The sequence below is a fragment of the Plebeiibacterium sediminum genome (genome assembly GCF_026013605.1).
Classification (GTDB): domain Bacteria; phylum Bacteroidota; class Bacteroidia; order Bacteroidales; family Marinilabiliaceae; genus Saccharicrinis; species Saccharicrinis sediminus.
On record NZ_JAPDPJ010000042.1, the window covers coordinates 15,058 to 37,482 of the forward strand.

Annotated in this window: 16 protein-coding genes; 13 read left to right on the forward strand and 3 right to left on the reverse strand. The window is 34.0% G+C overall.

The genetic code is table 11. The annotated features are described in order from the left end of the window. Positions 1-112 precede the first annotated feature (112 nt). Positions 113-2,584 carry an ATP-dependent helicase HrpB gene (hrpB, locus tag OM075_RS16135; RefSeq protein ID WP_301191569.1) on the reverse strand — a complete coding sequence of 824 codons (2,472 nt, stop codon included), beginning with the start codon at positions 2,582-2,584 and terminating at the stop codon, positions 113-115. A gap of 371 nt (positions 2,585-2,955) precedes the next feature. Between hrpB and kdsA the strand changes: the two genes are divergently transcribed. From kdsA to OM075_RS16170, 7 genes are all read left to right on the forward strand, one after another. Further along, on the forward strand, positions 2,956-3,789 hold the full coding sequence (kdsA, locus tag OM075_RS16140; RefSeq protein ID WP_301191570.1) for a 3-deoxy-8-phosphooctulonate synthase: 834 nt from the start codon (positions 2,956-2,958) through the stop codon (positions 3,787-3,789). Positions 3,790-3,812: 23 nt separating this feature from the next. Then, positions 3,813-4,835: a transaldolase family protein gene (locus tag OM075_RS16145; RefSeq protein ID WP_301191571.1), complete on the forward strand. Its 1,023-nt coding sequence runs from the start codon at positions 3,813-3,815 to the stop codon at positions 4,833-4,835. Positions 4,836-5,091: 256 nt separating this feature from the next. Further along, positions 5,092-6,273 (forward strand): DegT/DnrJ/EryC1/StrS family aminotransferase, encoded by a 1,182-nt coding sequence (locus OM075_RS16150; protein WP_301191572.1) that lies wholly within the window; start codon positions 5,092-5,094, stop codon positions 6,271-6,273. A gap of 126 nt (positions 6,274-6,399) precedes the next feature. Beyond that, the gene (locus OM075_RS16155; RefSeq protein WP_301191573.1) at positions 6,400-7,488 is read left to right on the forward strand and encodes an iron-containing alcohol dehydrogenase family protein; all 1,089 of its coding nucleotides are present in this window, start codon (positions 6,400-6,402) and stop codon (positions 7,486-7,488) included. Between the two features lie 74 nt (positions 7,489-7,562). After that, positions 7,563-8,318, forward strand: coding sequence for a 3-deoxy-manno-octulosonate cytidylyltransferase (gene kdsB, locus OM075_RS16160; RefSeq protein WP_301191574.1), 756 nt, complete (start codon positions 7,563-7,565; stop codon positions 8,316-8,318). Beyond that, positions 8,319-8,993 carry a hypothetical protein gene (locus OM075_RS16165; protein WP_301191575.1) on the forward strand — a complete coding sequence of 225 codons (675 nt, stop codon included), beginning with the start codon at positions 8,319-8,321 and terminating at the stop codon, positions 8,991-8,993. Positions 8,994-9,022: 29 nt separating this feature from the next. Then, positions 9,023-9,598 (forward strand): FAD synthase family protein, encoded by a 576-nt coding sequence (locus OM075_RS16170; protein ID WP_301191576.1) that lies wholly within the window; start codon positions 9,023-9,025, stop codon positions 9,596-9,598. A 16-nt stretch (positions 9,599-9,614) separates the two neighbouring features. Here OM075_RS16170 and OM075_RS16175 read toward each other — a convergent pair whose 3' ends face one another. After that, positions 9,615-10,202 (reverse strand): LicD family protein, encoded by a 588-nt coding sequence (locus tag OM075_RS16175; RefSeq protein ID WP_301191577.1) that lies wholly within the window; start codon positions 10,200-10,202, stop codon positions 9,615-9,617. 194 nt (positions 10,203-10,396) lie between these two features. On the opposite strand from OM075_RS16175, the gene OM075_RS16180 reads away from it, so the two are divergent. The 6 genes from OM075_RS16180 to OM075_RS16205 all read left to right on the forward strand — a co-directional run bounded on the left by OM075_RS16180 (position 10,397) and on the right by OM075_RS16205 (position 18,884). After that, positions 10,397-10,996 carry a LicD family protein gene (locus tag OM075_RS16180; RefSeq protein ID WP_301191578.1) on the forward strand — a complete coding sequence of 200 codons (600 nt, stop codon included), beginning with the start codon at positions 10,397-10,399 and terminating at the stop codon, positions 10,994-10,996. 315 nt (positions 10,997-11,311) lie between these two features. After that, positions 11,312-11,677, forward strand: a complete 366-nt coding sequence (locus OM075_RS16185) for a DUF6686 family protein (protein WP_301191579.1) — start codon at positions 11,312-11,314, stop codon at positions 11,675-11,677. 194 nt (positions 11,678-11,871) lie between these two features. Then, a complete protein-coding gene (pflB, locus tag OM075_RS16190; RefSeq protein WP_301191580.1) occupies positions 11,872-14,100 on the forward strand; it encodes a formate C-acetyltransferase in 2,229 nt (742 codons plus the stop codon). A gap of 166 nt (positions 14,101-14,266) precedes the next feature. After that, a complete protein-coding gene (gene pflA / locus OM075_RS16195) occupies positions 14,267-15,007 on the forward strand; it encodes a pyruvate formate-lyase-activating protein (RefSeq protein WP_301191581.1) in 741 nt (246 codons plus the stop codon). Positions 15,008-15,053: 46 nt separating this feature from the next. After that, complete coding sequence (locus tag OM075_RS16200) at positions 15,054-15,848, forward strand: formate/nitrite transporter family protein (RefSeq protein WP_301191582.1); 795 nt, start codon at positions 15,054-15,056, stop codon at positions 15,846-15,848. 108 nt (positions 15,849-15,956) lie between these two features. Beyond that, complete coding sequence (locus tag OM075_RS16205; protein ID WP_301191583.1) at positions 15,957-18,884, forward strand: FAD-binding and (Fe-S)-binding domain-containing protein; 2,928 nt, start codon at positions 15,957-15,959, stop codon at positions 18,882-18,884. A gap of 119 nt (positions 18,885-19,003) precedes the next feature. Here OM075_RS16205 and OM075_RS16210 read toward each other — a convergent pair whose 3' ends face one another. Beyond that, the gene (locus OM075_RS16210) at positions 19,004-22,387 is read right to left on the reverse strand and encodes a two-component regulator propeller domain-containing protein (protein ID WP_301191584.1); all 3,384 of its coding nucleotides are present in this window, start codon (positions 22,385-22,387) and stop codon (positions 19,004-19,006) included. Between the last annotated feature and the right edge of the window lie 38 nt (positions 22,388-22,425).

Consider the following 22,425-nt stretch of genomic DNA (forward strand, 5'->3'; position numbering starts at 1 on the left):
TTAGAGTTTATAAAAACTCCCCAATAATGTTAGGTCCATAGAAGAGGAGATGACAGAAGCAGTAGCCATCTCCTAATTTATATTAAATGAATCATTTATGACTGCAACACTATTATTTTCTATTTGGTTTTTCATTTAATGGATCATCAGGCCATTTATGTTTTGGATACCTGGCTTTAAGCTCTTTCTTCACCTCAAAATATGCATTACTCCAAAAACTTCGTAAATCACCAGTAATTTGCACAGGTTTAAAACCCGGCGAAAGAAGATGCATCAACAAGCTAACCTTCCCTTTATTAACAGTTGGAGTATCCTGCCAACCAAATATTTCTTGCAACCTAACAGGCAAAACAGGAACTTCACCATTTGCATGATATTGAATCTTAATTTTTGAACCCGTTGGAACTTCAATTTTTTCCGGAGCCAACTCTTCAAGCAATTGTTGCTTTTCAAAACTCAGATGATGTTGCAACACCTCTTTCAGATTAATCTTTTTTAAGTCCTCTGGCTTTTTTACTGAATTAAAGTACGGACTTAACCATTCTTCATTACTCTCCAACAAAGCAGAAGTACTAACATCAGGCCAATCCTCATCCGTATTCCATTTCCGCAAACTCAATACTCTATTTTGCCATTGAATAACTTCTTTATCCCAATTCAGTAAATTTTCACCTTCTTTACTTACGGCACTTGAAATAGCTTTTATCTTCAACGCTTCATCATAATACTGCAATGGTTTTGATTGCAGAATAATATGTCCGACACACAAATTACGAACCGCTGAAAAACCACCTCGTTTTGTATCCCATTCCACCTGATCTTTTTCTTTTACCATTGGAGCTAAATCTCTGGGGTTTAAAGCCGATGCAGTAAATATTTTACCAACAGAATCCCGCATATTAACATGAGCCACAGCCAGCCATGCCTCATGAGCCAAATCATCTTTATGACCCGCTGCCGTAATAGCTCCATTAGCCATTTTAAACTGAGCATTATTACCTGGTTTTGCATGTGCAATTCGTTCCGGATAAGCATAAACCAACAATAAGCCTGTTTCGTATGGATCAACATTACTATTATCAATCTCCACATTCAACATTTTACGATATTGCCCGGCAACTTTTTCTATTCTGCTTAATATTTTATTTCCAATTAATCCTTTTCTACTCTTTCTTAAAGCTTCAATTCGTAAATTAATATCAATACCAGCCTCTTTACCCAAGGGATCTCGCTCTTCCAGAATAGCTGCAATATCAGTGGCCAATTCAGTCAACCCTTCTTCTTGCGCCATTATTAACATATGAGCAATACGAGGATGGCATGGCAACTGATTGATTGCTTTTCCATGACTTGTAATTCGTCCATCTTCCAATGCTTCCAGCTGATGTAACAAGTCTGTGGCTTGCGCAATTGCTCCTTTAGGAGGTGGAGTTAACCAAATTAAATTATTAGGATTAGAAATTCCCCAAACAGCTAAATCTAATACTAAAGATGCCAGATCGGCTTCAATAATTTCCGGAGTCCGATGTTCTCTCAATCTTGAATGTGTTGCCTTTGTCCACATTCTATAACATACGCCAGGCGATAATCTACCTGCCCTACCAGCTCTTTGATCTGCCGCATCTTTAGTAATCTCTACCGTTTCAAGCTTTGATAATGCTGTAGACGGATTAAATCGCATCGTTCGCGACAATCCACAATCCACCACAACCTTTATTCCTTCAATGGTTAAACTTGTTTCCGCAATAGAGGTTGCCAAAACCACTTTTCGCTTTCCTTCCCTATTGGGCATTATAGCAGCCATTTGTTTCGAAGGAGGCAATTGTCCATACAGCGGATAAACTAAAACACCTTTCAAAGTACGCTTTAATATGGTTTCGCACTTTTTTATTTCTCCTTCACCGGGTAAAAACACCAATACATCGCCATCTTCATTTTGAATAATCTTTTTAACCAAACGAGCACTCAACTCTGGCAACATCATCAGATCTGTATCGCCGTCATATTTTATTTCAACAGGATACTGTCGTCCTTCGCTCTGAACAACTCTTGATTTTAATAATGATGACAACACAGGTAAATTCAAAGTGGCAGACATCACCATCAACCTTAAATCAGGACGTAAAACCTGCTGAGATTCTCTTGCTAAAGCCAAAGCCACATCGGCAAATAAACTTCGCTCATGAAACTCATCAAAAATTACCAACCCAACATTTTCAATGGCATTATCGCTTTGAAGCATCCTGGTAAGAATACCTTCTGTAACAACTTCAATTTTAGTTTTATCCGAAACACAATTATCAAAACGAATTCGGTAACCTACTGACTCTCCTACCTTTTCGTTTAACAACTGCGCCATTCGTAAAGCAATTGTTTTAGCGGCTAATCGTCGGGGTTCCAGCATAATAATTTTCTTGCCTTGCAACCAATCCTCATTCATTAAAACCAAAGGCAACAATGTACTTTTTCCGGCACCCGCCGGAGCATTAACAATCAAGGTATTTTCCTCCTTCAACACCGCTTTTACCTCATCGAAAATAGCAACAACTGGTAAATCAATTTTATATGGATCCAAACTCAACATTCGTTTCTTTTATAATTTCTGTGCAAATGTAGATAAAAGCGCATTATAATTTAATCTAATTACCTTCTTGATAAAACTCATTTTAAGTCGTATTTTTAATATCTCAACAAACTTTATAAACATTATAAACACTCTTTTTCTATTATGTGCTAACTATTTACTATTTTAGCCGACAATTTTGCAATAATGGTTCTACGTGTATATCAACATTCGTTTGTCTAATCTTTTGTAACTTCAACTTGTAAACACAAGTTTAGATAAATGAGGTTCCATTATTAAAATAAAAAGGGTGCGAAATACATGACATTTCATGGTATTTATTTCAAATATCCTGTTTAATTTCGTTGAGAATAAAAAGGCAAATACAACGCATGAAGAATATCAAAGTAGGCCAACAAGAATTTGGCAAAGACAAACTTTTTCTAATCGCAGGTCCCTGTGTAGTAGAAAGTGAGTCTATAATGATGAAAACTGCTGAGAAACTAAAGCAGATAGCCGAAAACTTAAACCTTCCATTTATTTTTAAATCATCTTACATCAAAGACAATAGAAGTTCTGTTGACTTTTATCCAGGTCCTGGTTTGGAAGAAGGTTTAAAAATGCTTGAGAAAGTAAAAAACACATTTGATGTACCTGTAATTTCAGATGTACATCAGGCTTCAGAAGTTAAGGCAGCAGCAGAGGTGTTAGATATTATTCAAATACCAGCGTATTTATGTATGCAAACCTCTTTAGTTACAGAAGCAGCTAAAACACAAAAGGCTATCAATATTAAACATGGTCAGTTTTTAGCTCCTGAAAATATGATTAAACCGGTTCAAAAAATTGAACACTTTGGAAATCATAATATCATGGTAACTGAACGCGGATACACTTTTGGTTATAACGACCTTATTGTTGATCCCCGAAGTTTTTATGAACTACAACAAACCGGATATCCGGTAGTTTTTGACATTACACATTGTATCAGACGATACGGAATTCCAAGTTCTGATCCAAACGGAGGAACTCGTCAATACTTAGGACCAATTGCCCGTGCAGGAGTAGCTGCCGGAATTGATGGAATTTTTATTGAATCTCATCCTGTACCTTGCGAAGCTCTTTGTGATGCTGCAAGTCAGTATCCATTAGAGGAATTAGAAGAATTCTTAAAGCCTTTAATTGAGATCCACAATATCGAGAAACAAACAAGAACTGAATTTTAATATCACCAAACAAATATTTTATCATGGAATTATATCTTGATTCTGCTGACATTAATGAAATCGAAGAAGCATTTAAGTTAGGATTTATTGACGGTTTAACAACCACTCCAACTTTTATGCACAGACACGGAATTACCGACATTGACGGAGCTATTGTAAAACTTTCTAAGATGGTTCCTGTACTTATGATCGAAGCTTTAGGCGATACTGCTGAAGAAATCGTTGCTGAAGCTAAAAGGTTATTAAGTTTAGGACTTGACAAAAAGAAGACTGTTTTTAAAATTCCAGCTTCATTAATTGCTGCAAAAGCTTGTAAAATGCTTCGCGACGAAGACATGATGGTAAATATCCACTTGGTGTACAACATACAACAAGCATATATGGCAATGGCTGCAGGAGCAACTTATGTTTGTGTGTTAGTTGGTCGTATGCAAGACCAGGGATACGATGCATTAAAATTAGTTCAGGATTGTGTTAATTTGGTAAACAAATACAATTACGATACTAAAATTATGTTTTCTTCTGTTCGTCATCCTGAACATGTTAAGAACGCTATTGAAATAGGTTGTCAAAACATCACTATTCCTTGGAATATCATGAAAAACCTAAACAATAACAACTTTACAGAAATAGGAACTCAACAGTTTGTTAACCATACTCGCCAAATGACATTAAAAGTTGGTGAAGTAATCGGAAGCAAAAACCCAACTATTGGATTAGATGCTAAAGTAACTGACGCTACTGTTGAAATGACTAAATACGGAACAGGTGCTGTTTCTGTTGTTGATACAGAAGGTAATTTAAAAGGTATTTTTACTGATGGTGATTTACGTCGTCATATGAATACTAACGGAGAAAAAATCCTTACAATGACAATGGCTGACCTTGATATGAAAATGCCAATTTCTATTGATATCGATGAAAAACTTCATACAGCTGTAGGTATTTTTAAAGAAAAACAAATTGACAACATCATTGCTGTTTCAAACGGAAAACCAGCAGGAATGCTTGATGTTCAAGATTTAGTAAAACTTGAAATACTTTAATTCAAAACAGATTTATACATTATCCTTTTGTGGATAGCTAAATTATAAAGGGGTGATTTTTTAATCGCCCCTGTTGCGTTTACATAATGATCTTAAATATACAACACTGACATCATGAAATGTATTACACTATTCACCTATTAAGTATAGAAAAATACATGTTTAGGTATAGAAATTGAGTATTTAAGACCTTATAAAGGCCTAAGGGTTTACCTGGGCATCACTACAATTGTTTAATAATTAAAAAAATAAAATTATGCCAGGTACTGAATTATTTGGTAAAGAAGAAAAAGAACAAGTAATGGAGGTTCTTGAAACCGGAATTCTGTTCAGATATAATCACGATGCTCAAAGAAAAGGCATCTGGAAAGCCAAACAATTTGAAAAGGAATTTGCAGAATATCATGGAGCAAAATATTGCCACATGGTATCAAGCGGAACTGCTGCAGACTGTGTTTCTTTAGCTTCTGTAGGTGTTGGAGCTGGCGATGAAGTAATTGTTCCTCCATTTACATTTATTGCTCCTGTTGAGGCTGTTATTAATTGTGGCGCAGTACCTGTATTTGCTGAAATTGACGAAACACTTTGTCTTTCAGCTAAATCTATTGAAGCAGCAATTACTCCTAAAACCAAAGCGGTTGTATTAATTCACATGGTTGGTGCCATGGCTCAAATTGACGAAATTGTTGAAGTATGTAACAAACACAACATCATTTTAATTGAGGATACAGCTCAAGCTCTTGGTGGATCATACAAAGGAAAAATGTTAGGTACTTTTGGTAAAGTAGCATGTTATTCTTTCGACTTCTTTAAATTAATTACTGCAGGAGAAGGTGGTGCTATCATTACTAACGATGAATGTGTTTACACTACTGCTCACACATATAGTGATCACGGACACAGCCATATTGGCGACAATCGTGGTGCAGAGGATCATCCTATTTTAGGAACCAATTACAGAATTGGTGAACTTAATGCTGCAGTTGGATTAGCTCAATTCAGAAAGATTGATTACATCCTGGAAAGATTAAGAGCTAATAAAAAAGTATTAAAAGATTACTTAAAGAAATTCCCTCAGGTTACATTCCGTAATGTTCCTGATGAAGCAGGAGATTCTGCTACTGTATTAAACTTCTTTTTACCAACACAACAAGATGCAGAAAAAGCATGTGCTGAATTAGGTAAAGAAGGTGTTCCTGCTGCTTATTGGTACAACAACAATTACCACTTTATTAAAAACTGGAACCACTTAAAAGAGTGTAAAGTTGCGGGTCCTGTTGGAATGCAATTTTTAGAGAAGCCACAAGATTATAACAACCTTGATCTTCCAAAATCTTATGATATTATTGGTCGCCTGGTTTCTGTTAATATAAATATCACTAGTACACCTGAACAATTAGATGCTATTTGCAAAGCTTTTGATAAGGTGTTAGGATAATAATATTTTAAATAAATCACGAATTAGGTAGATCCTACCTGATAATTCGTGATTTATTTCGTTTGTTGATCATTGAATTGTAATACTTACTTTCAATATTCAACTATTAACTTTCAAATTTTTACCATGCTATACGATTTTAGAAGTTTTGTAAATCCAGGGCATTACGCTTTTGGAAAAGGAACATTCAATCACTTAGGAGAACTAATTGACAGAAGAAAAACTCCAACAAGCGATTGGACTGTTTTTATGATTGATCATTACTTTCAGGATAAAGAAGAAACGTTGAATCGAATTCCTAAATCAGATAAAGATTTAGTGATTTTTATTGATTCTACAGATGAGCCAAAAACTGTTTTGGTAAACAAATATCGCGATCAAATTTTAGCTTATCAGGAAACATTACCAGCCGTAATGGTAGGTATGGGAGGTGGATGTGCCATGGACTATGCCAAAGCAACAGGTTTAATGGTTACAAATCCAGGCGATTCAAAAGATTATCAGGGATTAGACTTAATTAAAAACGAAGGAATTTATACGATCTGTATTCCTACAATAACAGGTACTGGAGCTGAAGTTTCAATGACTGCTGTTCTTAGTGGACCTGAGAAAAAATTAGGTATTAAATGTGATTATACAATTCCTAACGAAATTATTTTTGATCCTGAATTATTAGCTACTGTACCTGATGAAGACCGTTTCTTTACAGGAATGGACAACTTTATTCATAATGTAGAATCTATGAATGGAAGTTGGATTAATTCAATGGGACAGGCTTTTGCTGAAAAATCAAACGACATCACTGTTGATGTTTTCATGAACAAATATAAAGACAGACTTGAAGCTGACGAAAAAATGATGGTTGCATCTATCATGGGTGGTAACAGTACAACTTATGGTCAGGTTGGCGTTTGTCATGCGCTATCTTATGGATTAGCTGTTGTTTTAGGAACACATCATGGTGTTGGAAACTGTATCGTATTCAACCAGCTCGAAAAGTATTATCCTGAAGGTTACAAAACTTTCAAGGAAATGCAAGCTATGCAAGGAGTTGAAATTCCAGCAAATATAACTGCAGGTTGTACTGAAGCACAATTCGACCAAATGGTTGAAGTAAGCTGGGCTTTAGAACACATGTGGAATAATGCATTTGGTCCGGATTGGAGAAATAAAATTTCTAAAGAAGAAATTAAAGATCTTTTTAAAAGAATGTAAATAAGACATTAGACTTAAAGATAAGAGATTAGATACGGTCTCTTATCTTTTGTCTATTATCTAAAATCAGAAACATGAATATTGTTGGAATAATTCCTAGTCGTTATAGTTCTTCACGCCTACCTGGTAAACCTCTAGCCATGATCGGTGATAAACCAATGGTTCAGTGGGTATTTGAAAACTGCAGTAAAGGATTGGAGCATGTATTTGTTGCCACTGACGACCAAAGGATTGTGGATGCTGTTGAAGCATTTGGAGGGAAAGCTGTAATGACAAGAGAGGATCACACCAGTGGTACAGACAGATGTGCAGAAGCAGCAAAGAATATTAAAGAAAAATATGGATTAGACTCTGATGTAATTATTAATATTCAGGGAGATGAACCTTTTTTTAATCCTGAAATTCTTGAGGATATTAAAAAGAGCTTTAATAATCCGGAAACTCAGATTGCAACTTTGATTCAGGAAGCAACTGAACAAGACCATATTTTTAATCCGGGAGAAGCTAAAGTTGTTTTAAACCATAAAAGTGAAGCTATATTTTTTAGTCGCTCGCCAATTCCTTATTTAAGAAACGTAGAGCAATCTGAATGGCTTAATAACCATACTTACTATCGTCACCTTGGCATTTATGCCTACAGAATTGATACCCTAAATAAAATTGTTCAATTAGAGCCATCAACACTTGAAAAAGCAGAATCTCTGGAACAGTTGAGATGGATCGAAAATGGGATTCCTGTTACCTGCGTTTTAACAGATATGGATGAAACCATGTGCATTGACACACCTGAAGATTTAAAGAAGGCTAACGAATTTATTCAAAACAGATAAATGACTATTCAAAACCAATTTGAAAATATAGGAGGAATTTTTATCACTCCCGAAAATCATTTAAAAGAAAAGCTTTCTAAAATAAAGGCTTTCATTTTTGACTGGGATGGTGTTTTTAACAATGGATCAAAAGTTGGAGATGAAGGTAGTAGCTTTGCTGAGCCGGATGCTATGGGTATAAATATGCTAAAACTGGATTTTTGGCTTAGAAATGGATATTTACCGCACACGTTTATTGTTACTGGTGAAGAAAATAAAAGTGCACAATTTTTGGCAACCAGAGAACATATGAATGCTGCATTTTACAGATGTAAGTTTAAAGTAAAAGCTTTAGAACGTATTTGCAGAGAAAATAACCTAAAGCCAGAAGAGATTGCTTTTGTATTTGATGATATTTTAGATGTTGAGTTGGCAAGATCATGCGGAGCTAGTTTTCAAATAAACAGAAATGCCAATCCTTTATTTAATCAGTTTTTAGTGGATACCATGAGTTGCGACTACCGAACAGGAAACACAGGAGGTAATGGTGGCGTCCGTGAGGTATGTGAACTAATCATCGGCTTAAATGGTGATTTATCACAAGCTATAGAAACAAGAATTGAATTTACCGGAGATTACACAAAATATTTAAATGAGAGGAATTTAATCAATACGCTTTGTGAGCCTGTTGAATAATTTAATCTTCTTTACCCAATACAATAAACATGGATATATTAAAAGTACTTAATAACCTATGTACATTCCAACACGAGGAAGATAGAATCATCATACAACCTAATAAAAATACCCTGGAACATCTGGAATTGTTATTAAATCACTTTTCTTCAGATGACAAATGGGAAATTAAAGAAGATGGTTCAATTGTAATTACTCACAGAAAGAGAAAAAAATACAATCGAGTATACACTTCTGGCTGTTATGATCTTTTTCATTACGGACATCTTAATATTTTTCAAAAGTCTAAAGAGCAATGTAACTACCTTATAGTTGGAGTGTCTACTGATGACCTAATATTGAAAGAAAAAGGAAGACTGCCTGTTATTCCTTTTGAAGAAAGAGTTAAGATTATTGAATCTATTAAATATGTAGATGAAGTTATTCCTCAGGTAAATAAAAACAAACAGGAGGTTGTTGATAATTACAATATCGATGCAATTTCTGTTGGGGATGATTGGAAAGGACGTTATCCTAAAGTAACCTGCGATATGATTTACATTCCTTATACTAAAAGTGTAAGTAGCACTATTTTAAAAGATACTTTAAATTTGACAAAAAAATAACAGTTCAAAAGAACTGTTATTTTTTTAAAGCATTATCATCCTTAAATGGGTTATAGTCTTCTTTAGGAGTTTCCCAATCACCATATCTGTAAGTTAAATATTCATCAGTTAATTCCGGTACTGAATACTCATAATTATTAAACTCAATTTTTTTTGTTTTAGCATAAAACTTATAAGGCACATTTTTTACTACATCACCTATCTTCCAATACGCCTTATCTCCAATTTTATACTTCACAAAAATTTCCAAACACACGGCACCCTTTATTAAACCAAATAAATAAGACTTTCTAATTTTAATTAATCTTGAGTCGTCTTTCTTACAATAATCATAATCAGTTTCATACTTTCTTAATCGCACCCTAAATCCAGATTTCTTAAGAGCCGAGATTAATTCCCTTTCTTTATCACCATCTAATACCATTAAAGATAAGTCTACATCATTATCCCAGGGAAGCAATCTATTCTCTCTTCTAACCCCAAGTAATGTTCCACCTTCTAACCAATAATCAATCTTAAGTTTATCCAGTATTTTTGCAATATCTTCTAATAACGACAAAGCATTAACTAAATTCTTCCCTTCCAATCTTATATCGTAAGCCATTTATCAATTCTGTTTTTATCTAATTTATAAACAAAGTTAGAATAATTATAAGACTCAAATGATTTTATCATACAATATGTAGCCATTACCAACTAATTTTGCCTGTTGCAGTAATCATCTTCTTCTTAATCCTCAAGGATTTTATGTAACATTTTTTAGTTTTGCACGTTCAAAACAATCATAACGGATCAAGTATGCTAGAACTGAGAGGAGAGAAGCTTTTAAAAGCAAAAAAATTATTGACACTAATCACGCAAGTATTAGATAATAATCATATCACTTATCATTTAGAAGGTGGAACGCTCCTGGGGATTGTGAGGGATGGGGATCTTTTACCCTGGGATCATGATATCGACTTATCCATTGATATTACTGACGCTAAAAAACTTAAATCACTTCAAAAACACTTTTGGAAAAAAGGGCTAAAGCTTAGTGAAAGAAAATACACCAAATCCTATGGTGCCATAAAAAAAGGACAGACACGTATTTTTAAAGTGAAACCTATTGCTTTTTCTTTCTGGAATATCTTTGACAGAAATTATGATCAAAAAGCCATGATTGGTGACATCTTTGTAAAAGTAACTGATAGCAAACATACTTACTGGCAGGCAAAAGGTAAGATTCTACGCGTTTGTAAATCACACTACAAAGGTCATGATACCGTAAACTTTAATGGAAATATTTTAAAAACTCCGGTAAACTACCATGATTATTTGACTGCTAAATATGGCGATTGGAAAACTCCGGTAAAAGAATGGGATTGTAAAAACGATGAAAAAACCATATGCGCATAGGTAAAATTAACCTAAACGTTAAAGTACTAAGCCTGCATCATCTCTAAACTTCAACAAATTGTACTGAATCTCTATTTAATTCAAGTACCATTTATATACTTTCGTTGCTACAAAACAAACCTCTTTCCTATTGATCATTCTCACTGAACAGATCCCAAACTCCTATTTTCAAAATCACCACAATTAGGTATTGAACAACTTAAATCATCAGATTACTTTTGTGTTAGTTAGAATTAATCTAAATAAAACATCATGATTATAAAACAAAATGAAGATTTCTATTGTTTTAATTCAAAGAGAGTAAAACGAGATCTTATGATTGACGTAGACATCAAAACATATCATGGTCATATTTTTACATGTAATAAATGTAGTAAGTTTCATTTTGAGTTCAATCAATTAGGAATTGACTTTTCAAAACTTGATACACTTAAAGATTTTGGCAATTATTTAAATGACCTTAATGAAGAGGATGCATTACATTACAATAAATCAAACAACTTCATAAGAAAAATCCACATCCTGTTCCCCGGCACATCTCTTAAACTGGTTTTAGACAGTATGGATTTAAAAGAATTACGAATACTCGTTAAAACATTTATTGATGAATATGAAAGCGAATTAAAACAGGCAGAATTCATTAGTAAACTAACTCAAATACGAAAAGATCAGCATAACTAATTACTTCTTGTAAACTACATCACACATTTTTTGTTTTTTTATACTATTAGGCAATTCTATACCTTTTATACTTAATTAAAGCTAATTACAACAATTCAATATCCGTTATTAATTATGAATGAGACAGATATTGAACTTTTCAATTTTATTTTTTAATTAAATAGATATACTTTTGCGCAAAATTTAAACTCAATATGGAAACTAAGGAATTTGTAAAAGGAAACTGGAATACGGCTATTGACGTAAGAGACTTTGTTAGAAAAAACATACATCCTTACACTGGAACTCACGACTTCTTGAAAGGTCCTACTGACAGAACTAAAAAACTATGGGATATTTGTCTTGAAGCCTTAAAAGAAGAGAGAGCCAACAATGGCATGCGAGGAGTGGATACAAACACTGTTTCTACTGTTAACGCTTTCCCTGCTGGATATATTGATAAAGACAATGAGTCTATTGTTGGATTACAAACTGATGCGCTGTTAAAAAGAGCTATGAAACCTTATGGTGGTTTTAAGGTAGTTCAAAAAGCATTATCAGAACATGGACTAAAGCCTTCTGACATCATTACAGAGGCTTTTGGTAAATACACAAAAACTCACAATGATGGTGTTTTTGATGCATATACTGATGAAATAAGAAAATTCAGATCCCTTGGTTTCTTAACTGGTCTGCCTGATAACTATGCCCGAGGCAGAATTATTGGTGATTACAGACGTGTTGCTTTATATGGTATCAATCATTTGATAGAATCTAAAAAAGAGGATCTAAAAAATATTACTGGTCCTATGTCTGATGCAACAATCAGACTAAGAGAGGAAGTTGCAGAGCAGATAAAAGCTTTGTACCAGATGATAGATATGGGTAATGAATATAACCTTGATTTATCTCGCCCTGCTCAAAATGGACAAGAAGCTGTTCAATGGACTTACATGGCTTATTTAGCTGCGGTAAAAGAACAAGATGGAGCGGCCATGTCATTAGGTAGTGTATCTTCTTTTCTGGATATTTATATTGAAAGAGATTTACAAGCAGGTATTATAACAGAAGAAGAGGCTCAGGAATACATTGATCACTTTGTAATGAAACTTCGTATGGTTCGACATTTAAGAATGGAAGCCTACGAACAGATTTTTGCAGGAGACCCTACATGGGTAACAGAGAGTATAGGAGGAATGTTGGTTGACGGAAGAAGTAAAGTAACCAAAACATCTTTCCGTTTCTTAAACACACTTTATAACCTGGGTCCTTCACCAGAACCAAATATTACCATTCTTTGGAGTAATAGTTTACCTCAGGGATTTAAAAATTACTGTGCAAAAGTATCTATCGATACCTCATCCATTCAATATGAAAATGATGACTTAATGCGTTGCCACCGTGATAGTGACGATTATGGTATTGCATGCTGTGTATCTTTTCAGGAATTAGGAAAACACATCCAGTTTTTTGGAGCTCGAACCAACTTAGCAAAAACACTTCTTTTAGCTTTAAATTCTGGTCGTTGTGAAAATACTGGTACGCAAATGGTAGATGGTATTCCATCTATAGCTAATGATGAGTACTTAGATTACGATAAAGTAATGGCTAGTTTTAAAATTGCCATGAAAGAAGTAGCTCGTGTGTATAATGAGTCAATGAATATTATTCACTACATGCACGATAAATACTACTACGAAAAAGCACAGATGGCATTGATTGACACAAATCCACGCATTAATCTTGCTTATGGTATTGCAGGTTTATCAATTGTAGCAGATTCACTATCGGCAATTAAACATGCAAAAGTTAAACCTCTCAGAAACGAAGATGGATTAACTGTTGATTTTGAAATTGAAGGCGATTTCCCAAAATACGGAAATGATGATGACAGAGTAGATTTAATTGCCAGAGATTTGGTAAATCATTTCAGTAATGAGTTAAATAAGCTTCCTGTATATAAAAATGCAAATCCTACCTTATCAGTTTTAACCATTACCTCAAATGTAGTATATGGTAAAAAAACAGGGGCAACGCCAGATGGCAGAGCAAAAGGAGTTCCATTTGCACCAGGAGCGAACCCAATGCACGGACGAGATACACATGGAGCTATTGCTTCATTAAACTCTGTTGCTAAAATTGATTATAAGGATTCTCAGGATGGTATCTCAAACACTTTTTCTATTGTTCCTAAATCATTAGGTTCAAACGAAGAAGAGCGTATTGATAACCTGGTAACTGCATTGGATGGCTATTTTATGAAAAATGCCCAACACCTTAATGTTAATGTGTTAAACAGAGAATTACTTAAGGATGCTATGGAAAATCCTGAAAATTACCCACAATTAACAATCAGAGTTTCCGGATATGCAGTAAACTTTATTCGTTTAAGCAGAGAACAACAACAAGAAGTATTATCTCGTTCTTTCCATGATTCAATGTAAAACAAGAGAATACTAGAATATAGACATGAGATAAAAGACTATTTACATGATATTTTTTCTTTACATTTCTTCTTTATTCTAATAATCACAATGATATTTTAATAAAACACAAAAAACAAAAGTAGAACTCTCTACTTTTGTTTTTTTTCTATTATCTCATATCTCAATGTCCGACAAATTAAAAGTTCACTCTATTGAATCATTCGGAACTCATGATGGTCCTGGAATCAGAATGGTTATTTTCTTACAAGGCTGTAATTTAAAATGCCTTTATTGTCATAATCCAGATACCATAACTGTTCAGGGAGGAATGGAATACAGCATTGAAGAACTAGTTAAAAGAGCAGAGAACATGAAACCCTATTTTGGGAAATTGGGTGGAGTAACCGTTTCTGGAGGTGAACCTTTGTTACAAACCAAAGCTTTAATTCCTTTATTTAAGGCTTTAAAAGAAGCAGATATACATACAAACATTGACACAAATGGATCTGTTTTTAATGATCATGTAAAATTGCTTTTAGATGATTATTCCGATCTTATTATGGTGGATATTAAACACACCAATGAAAAAGGCTTTAACAACCTAACCGGTGGTAAAAATCTGGCAAAGAACATGGAAATTATTGAACACAGAGAAAAAACAGGAAAAGCATTCTGGCTTCGCTATGTTCTTATACCTGGTATTACTGATGATCCTCAGGAACTAATAAAACTGGGCGAAACATTTAAAAACTTCACCTGTCTTGAGAAAATAGAGATACAACCATACCATAAATTAGGTACTCATAAGTGGGAAGCGTTAGGACATGATTATATGCTTAATCATATTGAAGAGAACACTCCGGAACAACTGGAAAAGGTAAAAAACATTTTAACACCCTATTTTAAAGAAGTAAAAATTAACTAGTATTTAAAGCTAAAAGCGTAAAACCACATTTAATTAATACCAAAAAATGAGCTTATTTACTCCTCCTGAAATCATAAAAATTGCAGGTGAATCTGCAATGCAAAAAGACAAATACTCGGGAAAAAAGATACTAACGTTAGCTTTTATGGCTGGCGCTTATATTGCATTTGGCGGATTACTGTCAATTCTTTTAGCCGGAGGTATGCCTGAGATTTCTGCCAAAAACCCGGGAATTACCAAATTTGTTTTTGGTGCTGCGTTTCCTGTAGGTCTTATGATGGTGGTAATGGCTGGAGCTGAATTATTCACTGGTAACAATGCTTACTTTATGCCAAACGTATTAAGCAAAAGGCAAAAGTGGACAGCACCTATTCGAAACTGGACTTTAGTTTATATAGGCAATTTCTTCGGGGCTATTTTTGTAGCTTATTTCTTAACTCATTTAACTGAAGTTGTTGGCACTGAACCATGGACAAAAACCATCTTTCATATTGCTGAAGCAAAAACTTCTAATCCGTTTTATAAAACTTTTTTAAAAGGAATTGGAGCAAATTGGTTGGTTTGTCTTGCTTTATGGATGGGAATGTCGGCTCAACATACCAGTGGTAAAATATTGGGAATCTGGTGGCCTGTAATGACATTTGTTGCATTGGGCTTTGAGCACTCTATCGCCAACATGTTTTTTATTCCATTAGCCATATTCGAAGGTGCTCCTATTACATGGGGATCATTTATAGTTGATAATTTAATTCCGGCTACGCTCGGTAACATTGTTGGCGGAGCATTTTTTGTAGGTACGCTATACTGGTATGCCTACGAAAAACAATCATCCAACAATTAATAATTAGCTGTTTTAGATATAATAAAGAACCATAAAAAAAATAAAAGTAAGTACTTAGCTACATCCTACATACCAAATTTTCCTATTTTTACAGGAAATTCTATTTAAATGGACAACGCTAATATTCAATCCTCACTTAACCAATTATCAACTCTTTTAAAAGGAGATGTTTCATACGATAATGTTTACATTGCTCAATTTGCAACAGACGCATCTGCCTACAGAGAAAAACCATTGGGGATTGTATGGCCACGAGACAAAGCTGATTTAGATCTAATTGTTGAGTTTGCACAGGAACATAAAATTGCCCTTATTCCTCGTGGTGCCGGAACATCATTGGCAGGTCAGGTTGTAGGAAACGATTTGGTGGTAAATACATCAAAATACATGAACCGAATCATTGAACTCAACCAGGAAGAAAACTGGGTAATGGTTGAGCCAGGTGTTGTCCTTGATGAATTAAACAAATATCTTGAACCTCACGGTTTATTTTTTGGACCGGAAACATCAACTTCGAGCAGATGTACACTTGGTGGTATGGTAGGTAACAACTCCTGCGGATCACACTCATTAATATATGGTAGTACCAGAGATCATTTACTGGAAGTTCATGGTTATTTAGCCAATGGCCAGGAAGTTATTTTTAAAGAACTGAACGAAAAAGAGTTCCAACAGAAATGTAAATTAGAAACACTTGAAGGTGATATTTATCGCGAAGTCAATGAAATTTTGAGCGATAAACACAATATTAAGGAGATTTTTAAGGAATATCCTCATCAAGATATCAAAAGAAGAAATACCGGGTATGCCCTTGACATATTAGCAGGAATGCAACCTTTTGATAAAGATGGAGTGCCTTTTAACATGAGTAAATTAATTGCCGGTTCAGAGGGTACTTTGATGATGATTCACAGGGTAAAATTAAATCTGGTCCCTACTCCTCCTAAATACAAATCCTTATTATGTGCTCACTTTAATAGCTTAAAGGAATCTCTTGAGGCTAATATTCTTGCTTTAAAACATCAACCAAGAGCTGTAGAGTTAATTGATGATAAAATCATTGATTTGGCAGGAAAAAGTACCGCACAACAAAGTAACCGATTTTTTATTACTGGTAAACCTGCTGCTCTTTTGGTAATTGAATTTGCAGAAGAAACACAGGAAGCACTGGATCAAAAAATTGAGAAGCTGACTTCTGAATTCCAGAAGAATGAAATGGGCTATGCCTACCCTGTGGTTGATTCAAAAAATATGGGTCGTGTTTGGGCTTTAAGAAAATCCGGATTAGGGGTACTTTCAAATATGAAAGGTGATGATTTACCTGTTGCCGTTATTGAAGATACAGCCTTACATCCTAAAGACCTGCCTGCTTATGCCAAAGATATTAGTGACTTACTTTCATCTTTTAATAAAGAATGTGTGTTTTATGCGCATGTAGGTTCTGGTGAATTACACTTACGACCAGTATTAAACTTAAAAGATCCTCAGGATATTATCCTGTTCAGAAAAATAGCTAAAGAAACAGCCCTGTTAGTTAAAAAATATAAGGGTTCATTAAGTGGAGAACATGGAGATGGTAGGTTAAGAGGTGAGTTTATTCCTTTAATGATTGGAGATATTAATTATAAATTATTGCTCAGGCTAAAAAAGGCTTTTGATCCAGAAGACCTTTTAAATCCAAATAAGATTGTTAATACTCCTCCAATGAGTACCTCTTTAAGGTACCGTTTGCCAAACGATCAAAAGAAATTCAAAACCGTATTTAATTGGGATGATACCGAAGGTATTGTCAGAGCTACTGAAAAATGTTCCGGATCTGGTGACTGTCTGAAATCAGAGATTATTGGCGGAACAATGTGCCCTAGTTATATGGCTTCAAAAGATGAAAAGCTATCAACAAGAGGACGCGCTAATGTTCTAAGAGAATATTTTACGGGAACTCTGGATTCTGACAACCTTTATCTAGAAGAGGTTTATGATGTATTAAGTCTTTGTTTATCATGTAAAGCCTGTAAATCAGAATGCCCTTCAGGGGTTGATATTGCCAAGCTTAAAGCTGAATTTTTACAATATTATTACAATCAAAAAGGGACGCCAACAAGTGCAATTTCTGTTGGATACTCACCTGTAATAAATCGATTATTTTCATATACACCCTGGATATACAACTTTGTAGTTGGTGCGCCTGGTTTGAAAAATATTCTTCAGGGAATGCTTGGTTTTTCTACCAAACGCGACATTCCCAAAATGTCAAACAAAACGTTAAAAACATGGGCTAAATGGCATAAAAAAGCTGTAGCAAAGCACAGGACTGTTTATCTGTTTGCAGATGAATTTACCAACTATCTGGAAAGTGATCTTGGTGTTAAAACGATTCTTTTACTTGAAAAACTTGGTTATCGGGTTGTGGTTCCTCAGCATATTTATAGTGGAAGAACTTATATCTCTAAAGGTTTAATAAAAAAAGCCAGAAAAATAGCCAATAAGAATATAGAGTTATTATCTCCTATGATTTCCAAATTAAGTCCGTTGATTGGCATTGAACCATCTGCTGTATTAACATTCCGGGATGAGTATATTAATTTAGTTAAAGATGATTTAAAGGAGGAAGCGCTTAAAATTAAGCGGAACACCTATACTATTGAAGAGTTTTTAGCTAATGAAATGAATAAAGGACGCATTAGCAAAGATAGTTTTACCAATGAAACTAAAGAAATTAAGTTTCATGGACATTGCTATCAAAAAGCATTGTCTTCTACTAAATATGTGCAACAGGTTCTATCTTTTCCTGAAAATTATTCAGCTATTGAAATTGATTCCGGATGTTGCGGTATGGCAGGATCCTTCGGATATGAAAAGAAATCATACAGCCTATCCCTGAAAATAGCAGAGATGAAATTATTGCCTGAAGTACGGAATACTGAACCTTCAACTTTAATTGCAGCTTCGGGTACATCTTGCCGACATCAGATTAAGGATGGAACAGGAAGAGAAGCTCAGCATCCTATTGAAATTTTATATGAGGCATTACTGTAGATGTAAAATATCTACTAAAGAAATATTATTGACTTTGGAGGAAAGAAGTATATCATTCAATATTCCTCCAAAGATTTTTACTCTGGAATTTCAGATTACTTTACTCTGTATACTTTGAATTACACCAATTCAACAACAGGTTTCATTCCCATTACAATGATATCATCAACCTGTTCAAAATCACCCATCCACTCTTCTAATTTTTGATGTAAAATAGCTTTTTGATCTTCTGCAGGAAGTTTATGAATATTTAGCAATAAGTGTCTGAATCTTCTGTATTTAAACTTCTTTCCTTCAGAACCACCAAATTGGTCTGCATACCCGTCAGAAAAGATATAGAATGTATCATTGGGCTCTATGGCTATTTCATGCTTAGAATAATGCAACTCCGTATTCGATAAATATCCAATGGCAAAACGATCTCCTTTATAAACAAAAATCTCATTATTACGAACCAGATAAAGTGGATTGTAGGCTCCTGCATAAGTTAACTTACGATTCTTTTTATCGATTACACAAAGTGCTATATCCATTCCATCATTAACAGCCTGCTTTCTGCTGTTGTTACTATCAGCATCTTTTTTAAAGGTTGAAATAACCTCCTTGCTTAATTGATCTAATATCATAGCAGGACAAGTTAAATCTGTTGTAGTAAGAATACTCTTTAGCATATCGTAAGCTATGATAGACATAAAAGCTCCAGGAACACCATGGCCAGTACAATCTACTGCTGCTACATATAAATTATCATCTCGTTCAAACAACCAATAAAAATCACCACTTACCAGGTCTTTGGGACGATAATATATAAATGAATCAGGTAATGAAGACTTAATTTTCTTCTCATCAGGTAAAATAGACTCCTGAATTCTTTTGGCATAATAAATACTATCCGTTAAGCTTTGGTTTATTTTTGATAACATTTCTTTTTGAGCCTCAATCTTCTTCTTGTCAATTGCTTTTTCTTCCAATGACTTATATGCACTCTTATAATGCCTGATTCTATAATTAATAATAGACTGTACCAGAAATACTAATGCAATAAGATAAAACGCATAAGCATAATTCGACATCCAGATTGGAGGCGTAATTTTAATAGCTATATTAATCGGATGCTCAGTCCACTCATACTCACTATTTGCACCTTTAATATGAAGCACATATTCTCCTGATGGCAGATCTGAAAAATCCACTTCATTTTCAGTTGTGATAGTACGCCAATCATCATCAAATCCTTCCAGATAAACCTGAAATTTATTTCTTAAAGGATCAGTAAACTCCAACGCAGCATACTTAACTTTTAAATTAGAACTTTTCCGGTACTTTAATAAAATCTCTTTTTCATCCCCTCTGAACTTACTTATCATTTTTCCCTTATGATAAAGTTCCATCGCAGTTATTACTACATTAGGTTTACTATGATTAAACTTTACCGAATCCTGATTCAGATGAGCAACACCACTCACGCCTCCAAAATAAATTACGCCATTTTTATCAATTGCTGTTGCATTTTTATTAAAAACGTAACCGGGCAAACCATCGTTAAGATCGTAATTAAAAATAGTTTCGTTTTTATCTATTAATGAAATTCCTTTATTTGTACCAATCCAAATACCAGCCTCATCATAAACAATACTATTTATCATATCATTGGCAATGCCATTCAGATGTGAATAGTATCCAATTTTTTCTTCTATTTTATCATAATAACTAATGCCGGATCTGGTACCAAACCATATTTTTCTTCTATCATCTTCAGTAATGGATAAGATATGGTTACCTTTTAGCAAAGGAAGAGAGTCATTGCTATTATTAAGATTTTCAAATCCTGTAAAAACTTCATTTTTACGATCGATATAATTTACGCCATTATTTGTTCCTATCCACAGAAATCCTTCTGAATCATTATAAATTACATTGACCTCATCTCCACAAATCGTTTTATCATCATCTGCATCTGAAAAATAGCTTACCACTTTAAAACCATCGTACCTATACAAACCAAACTGGGTTCCAAACCAAATATTACCCCTATAATCCTCTTCAATTGAGTTAATTGCATTTTGATTCAATAGCGATGATATTTCTACATCGTTTAAATTTGTAAATGGAGATATGGTTCCTCTATCTTTATAATAAATGTAAATTCCATTGCCGGTACCAATCCATAGTCTTTGTTTGGAATCCTGACACATACTTAAAACGATATCTTTATTTTCTTTATATAAGGAATAATTTACCGGGTAATTATAAATATCCTGAGCTTCAGTATCAACAATTTTAATTCCTTTATTAGCTGTTCCCAACCAAATCTTCCCGCTATCATCAATATGAATTGATCTTACATCACAATTCTGAAGTTCTTTTAACTGTTCATTTCTTTTGGCGAGCGCTTTAAATTTTTTAGGCTTAAAATCAACCTTTATTAAGCCATTATACTTGGTTCCTACCCACAATAATCCAGACTTATCTTCAATAAGAGCAGTTACTTCTTTATCAGTAATTAGATTATTTGATTTATTATAAAAATCTGTTGGTTTATATTTTAAATCCTCATTTTCATAATCAAAAGTAAGTAAGTGTAATCCGGTATTTGTTCCTAACCAAACACCACCTGAGGAATGTACTACTGCACATTGCACAATACTGTGCTGATAGTTTGATATTTCCTCTTTTGACAATTCATATAAGCCCGAATCGTTTTTTGAACACTCAAAAACACCACCACTTCCTCCTATTAAAATTGATTTTTGAGATAATGGCAAAATAGTCGTTATAGCTCCAAAAGAGTTCAACAGAGATTCTGAACTTCGCTCAAACTGTATTCTTTCGTATAATTTTTCTTGTTTATCAAATTGTGATATCCCATCATTGGTTCCAATCCATATGTAGGATAGTGATTTATGAAAAATAGGAACGTTAGTATTATTATGATGTTTGAAGATATTGCTATAAAGGCTATATTTTACTATTTCGTTAGTTTTGGTATTAAAATTTACGAGAAAGTTATCCGTTTTAATCCAAAGCGTTGAGTCAACATCAAATGAAATTCCCAGAATATTATCCTCTGGTAAATGAATGGTATTGGCACCTTTTGAGGAGTAAACTGTAAATTTTTCAGTTTTACGATTCCATTTATTTAAACCATTTCCTATAGTACCAATCCACAAATCTCCACTTGCATCTTCGGTAATGCACTGTATACTATTACCGGAAATTGAGGTCTGATCGCCAATTTCATGTCTGTAAATTTCGAATGAATATCCATCATAACGATTTAATCCATCTTGGGTTCCAATCCACAAAAACCCTTTACTATCCTGAAATAGTGTATTAATGGAATTACCAGACAATCCATCCTGTACTGATAAGGAAGAATAGGTTGCTTCTAGTTTAATATCAGAGGCTTGAACAACGCCTAAGCTTCCAATACAGAACAGAATTATTAATAAAAAACAATTACTGAATTTATATTTGTAACCAGTTAAAATAATAGCTCCCATATTAGATGCTAAAAGTAATAATTCAAATCAATAATTCT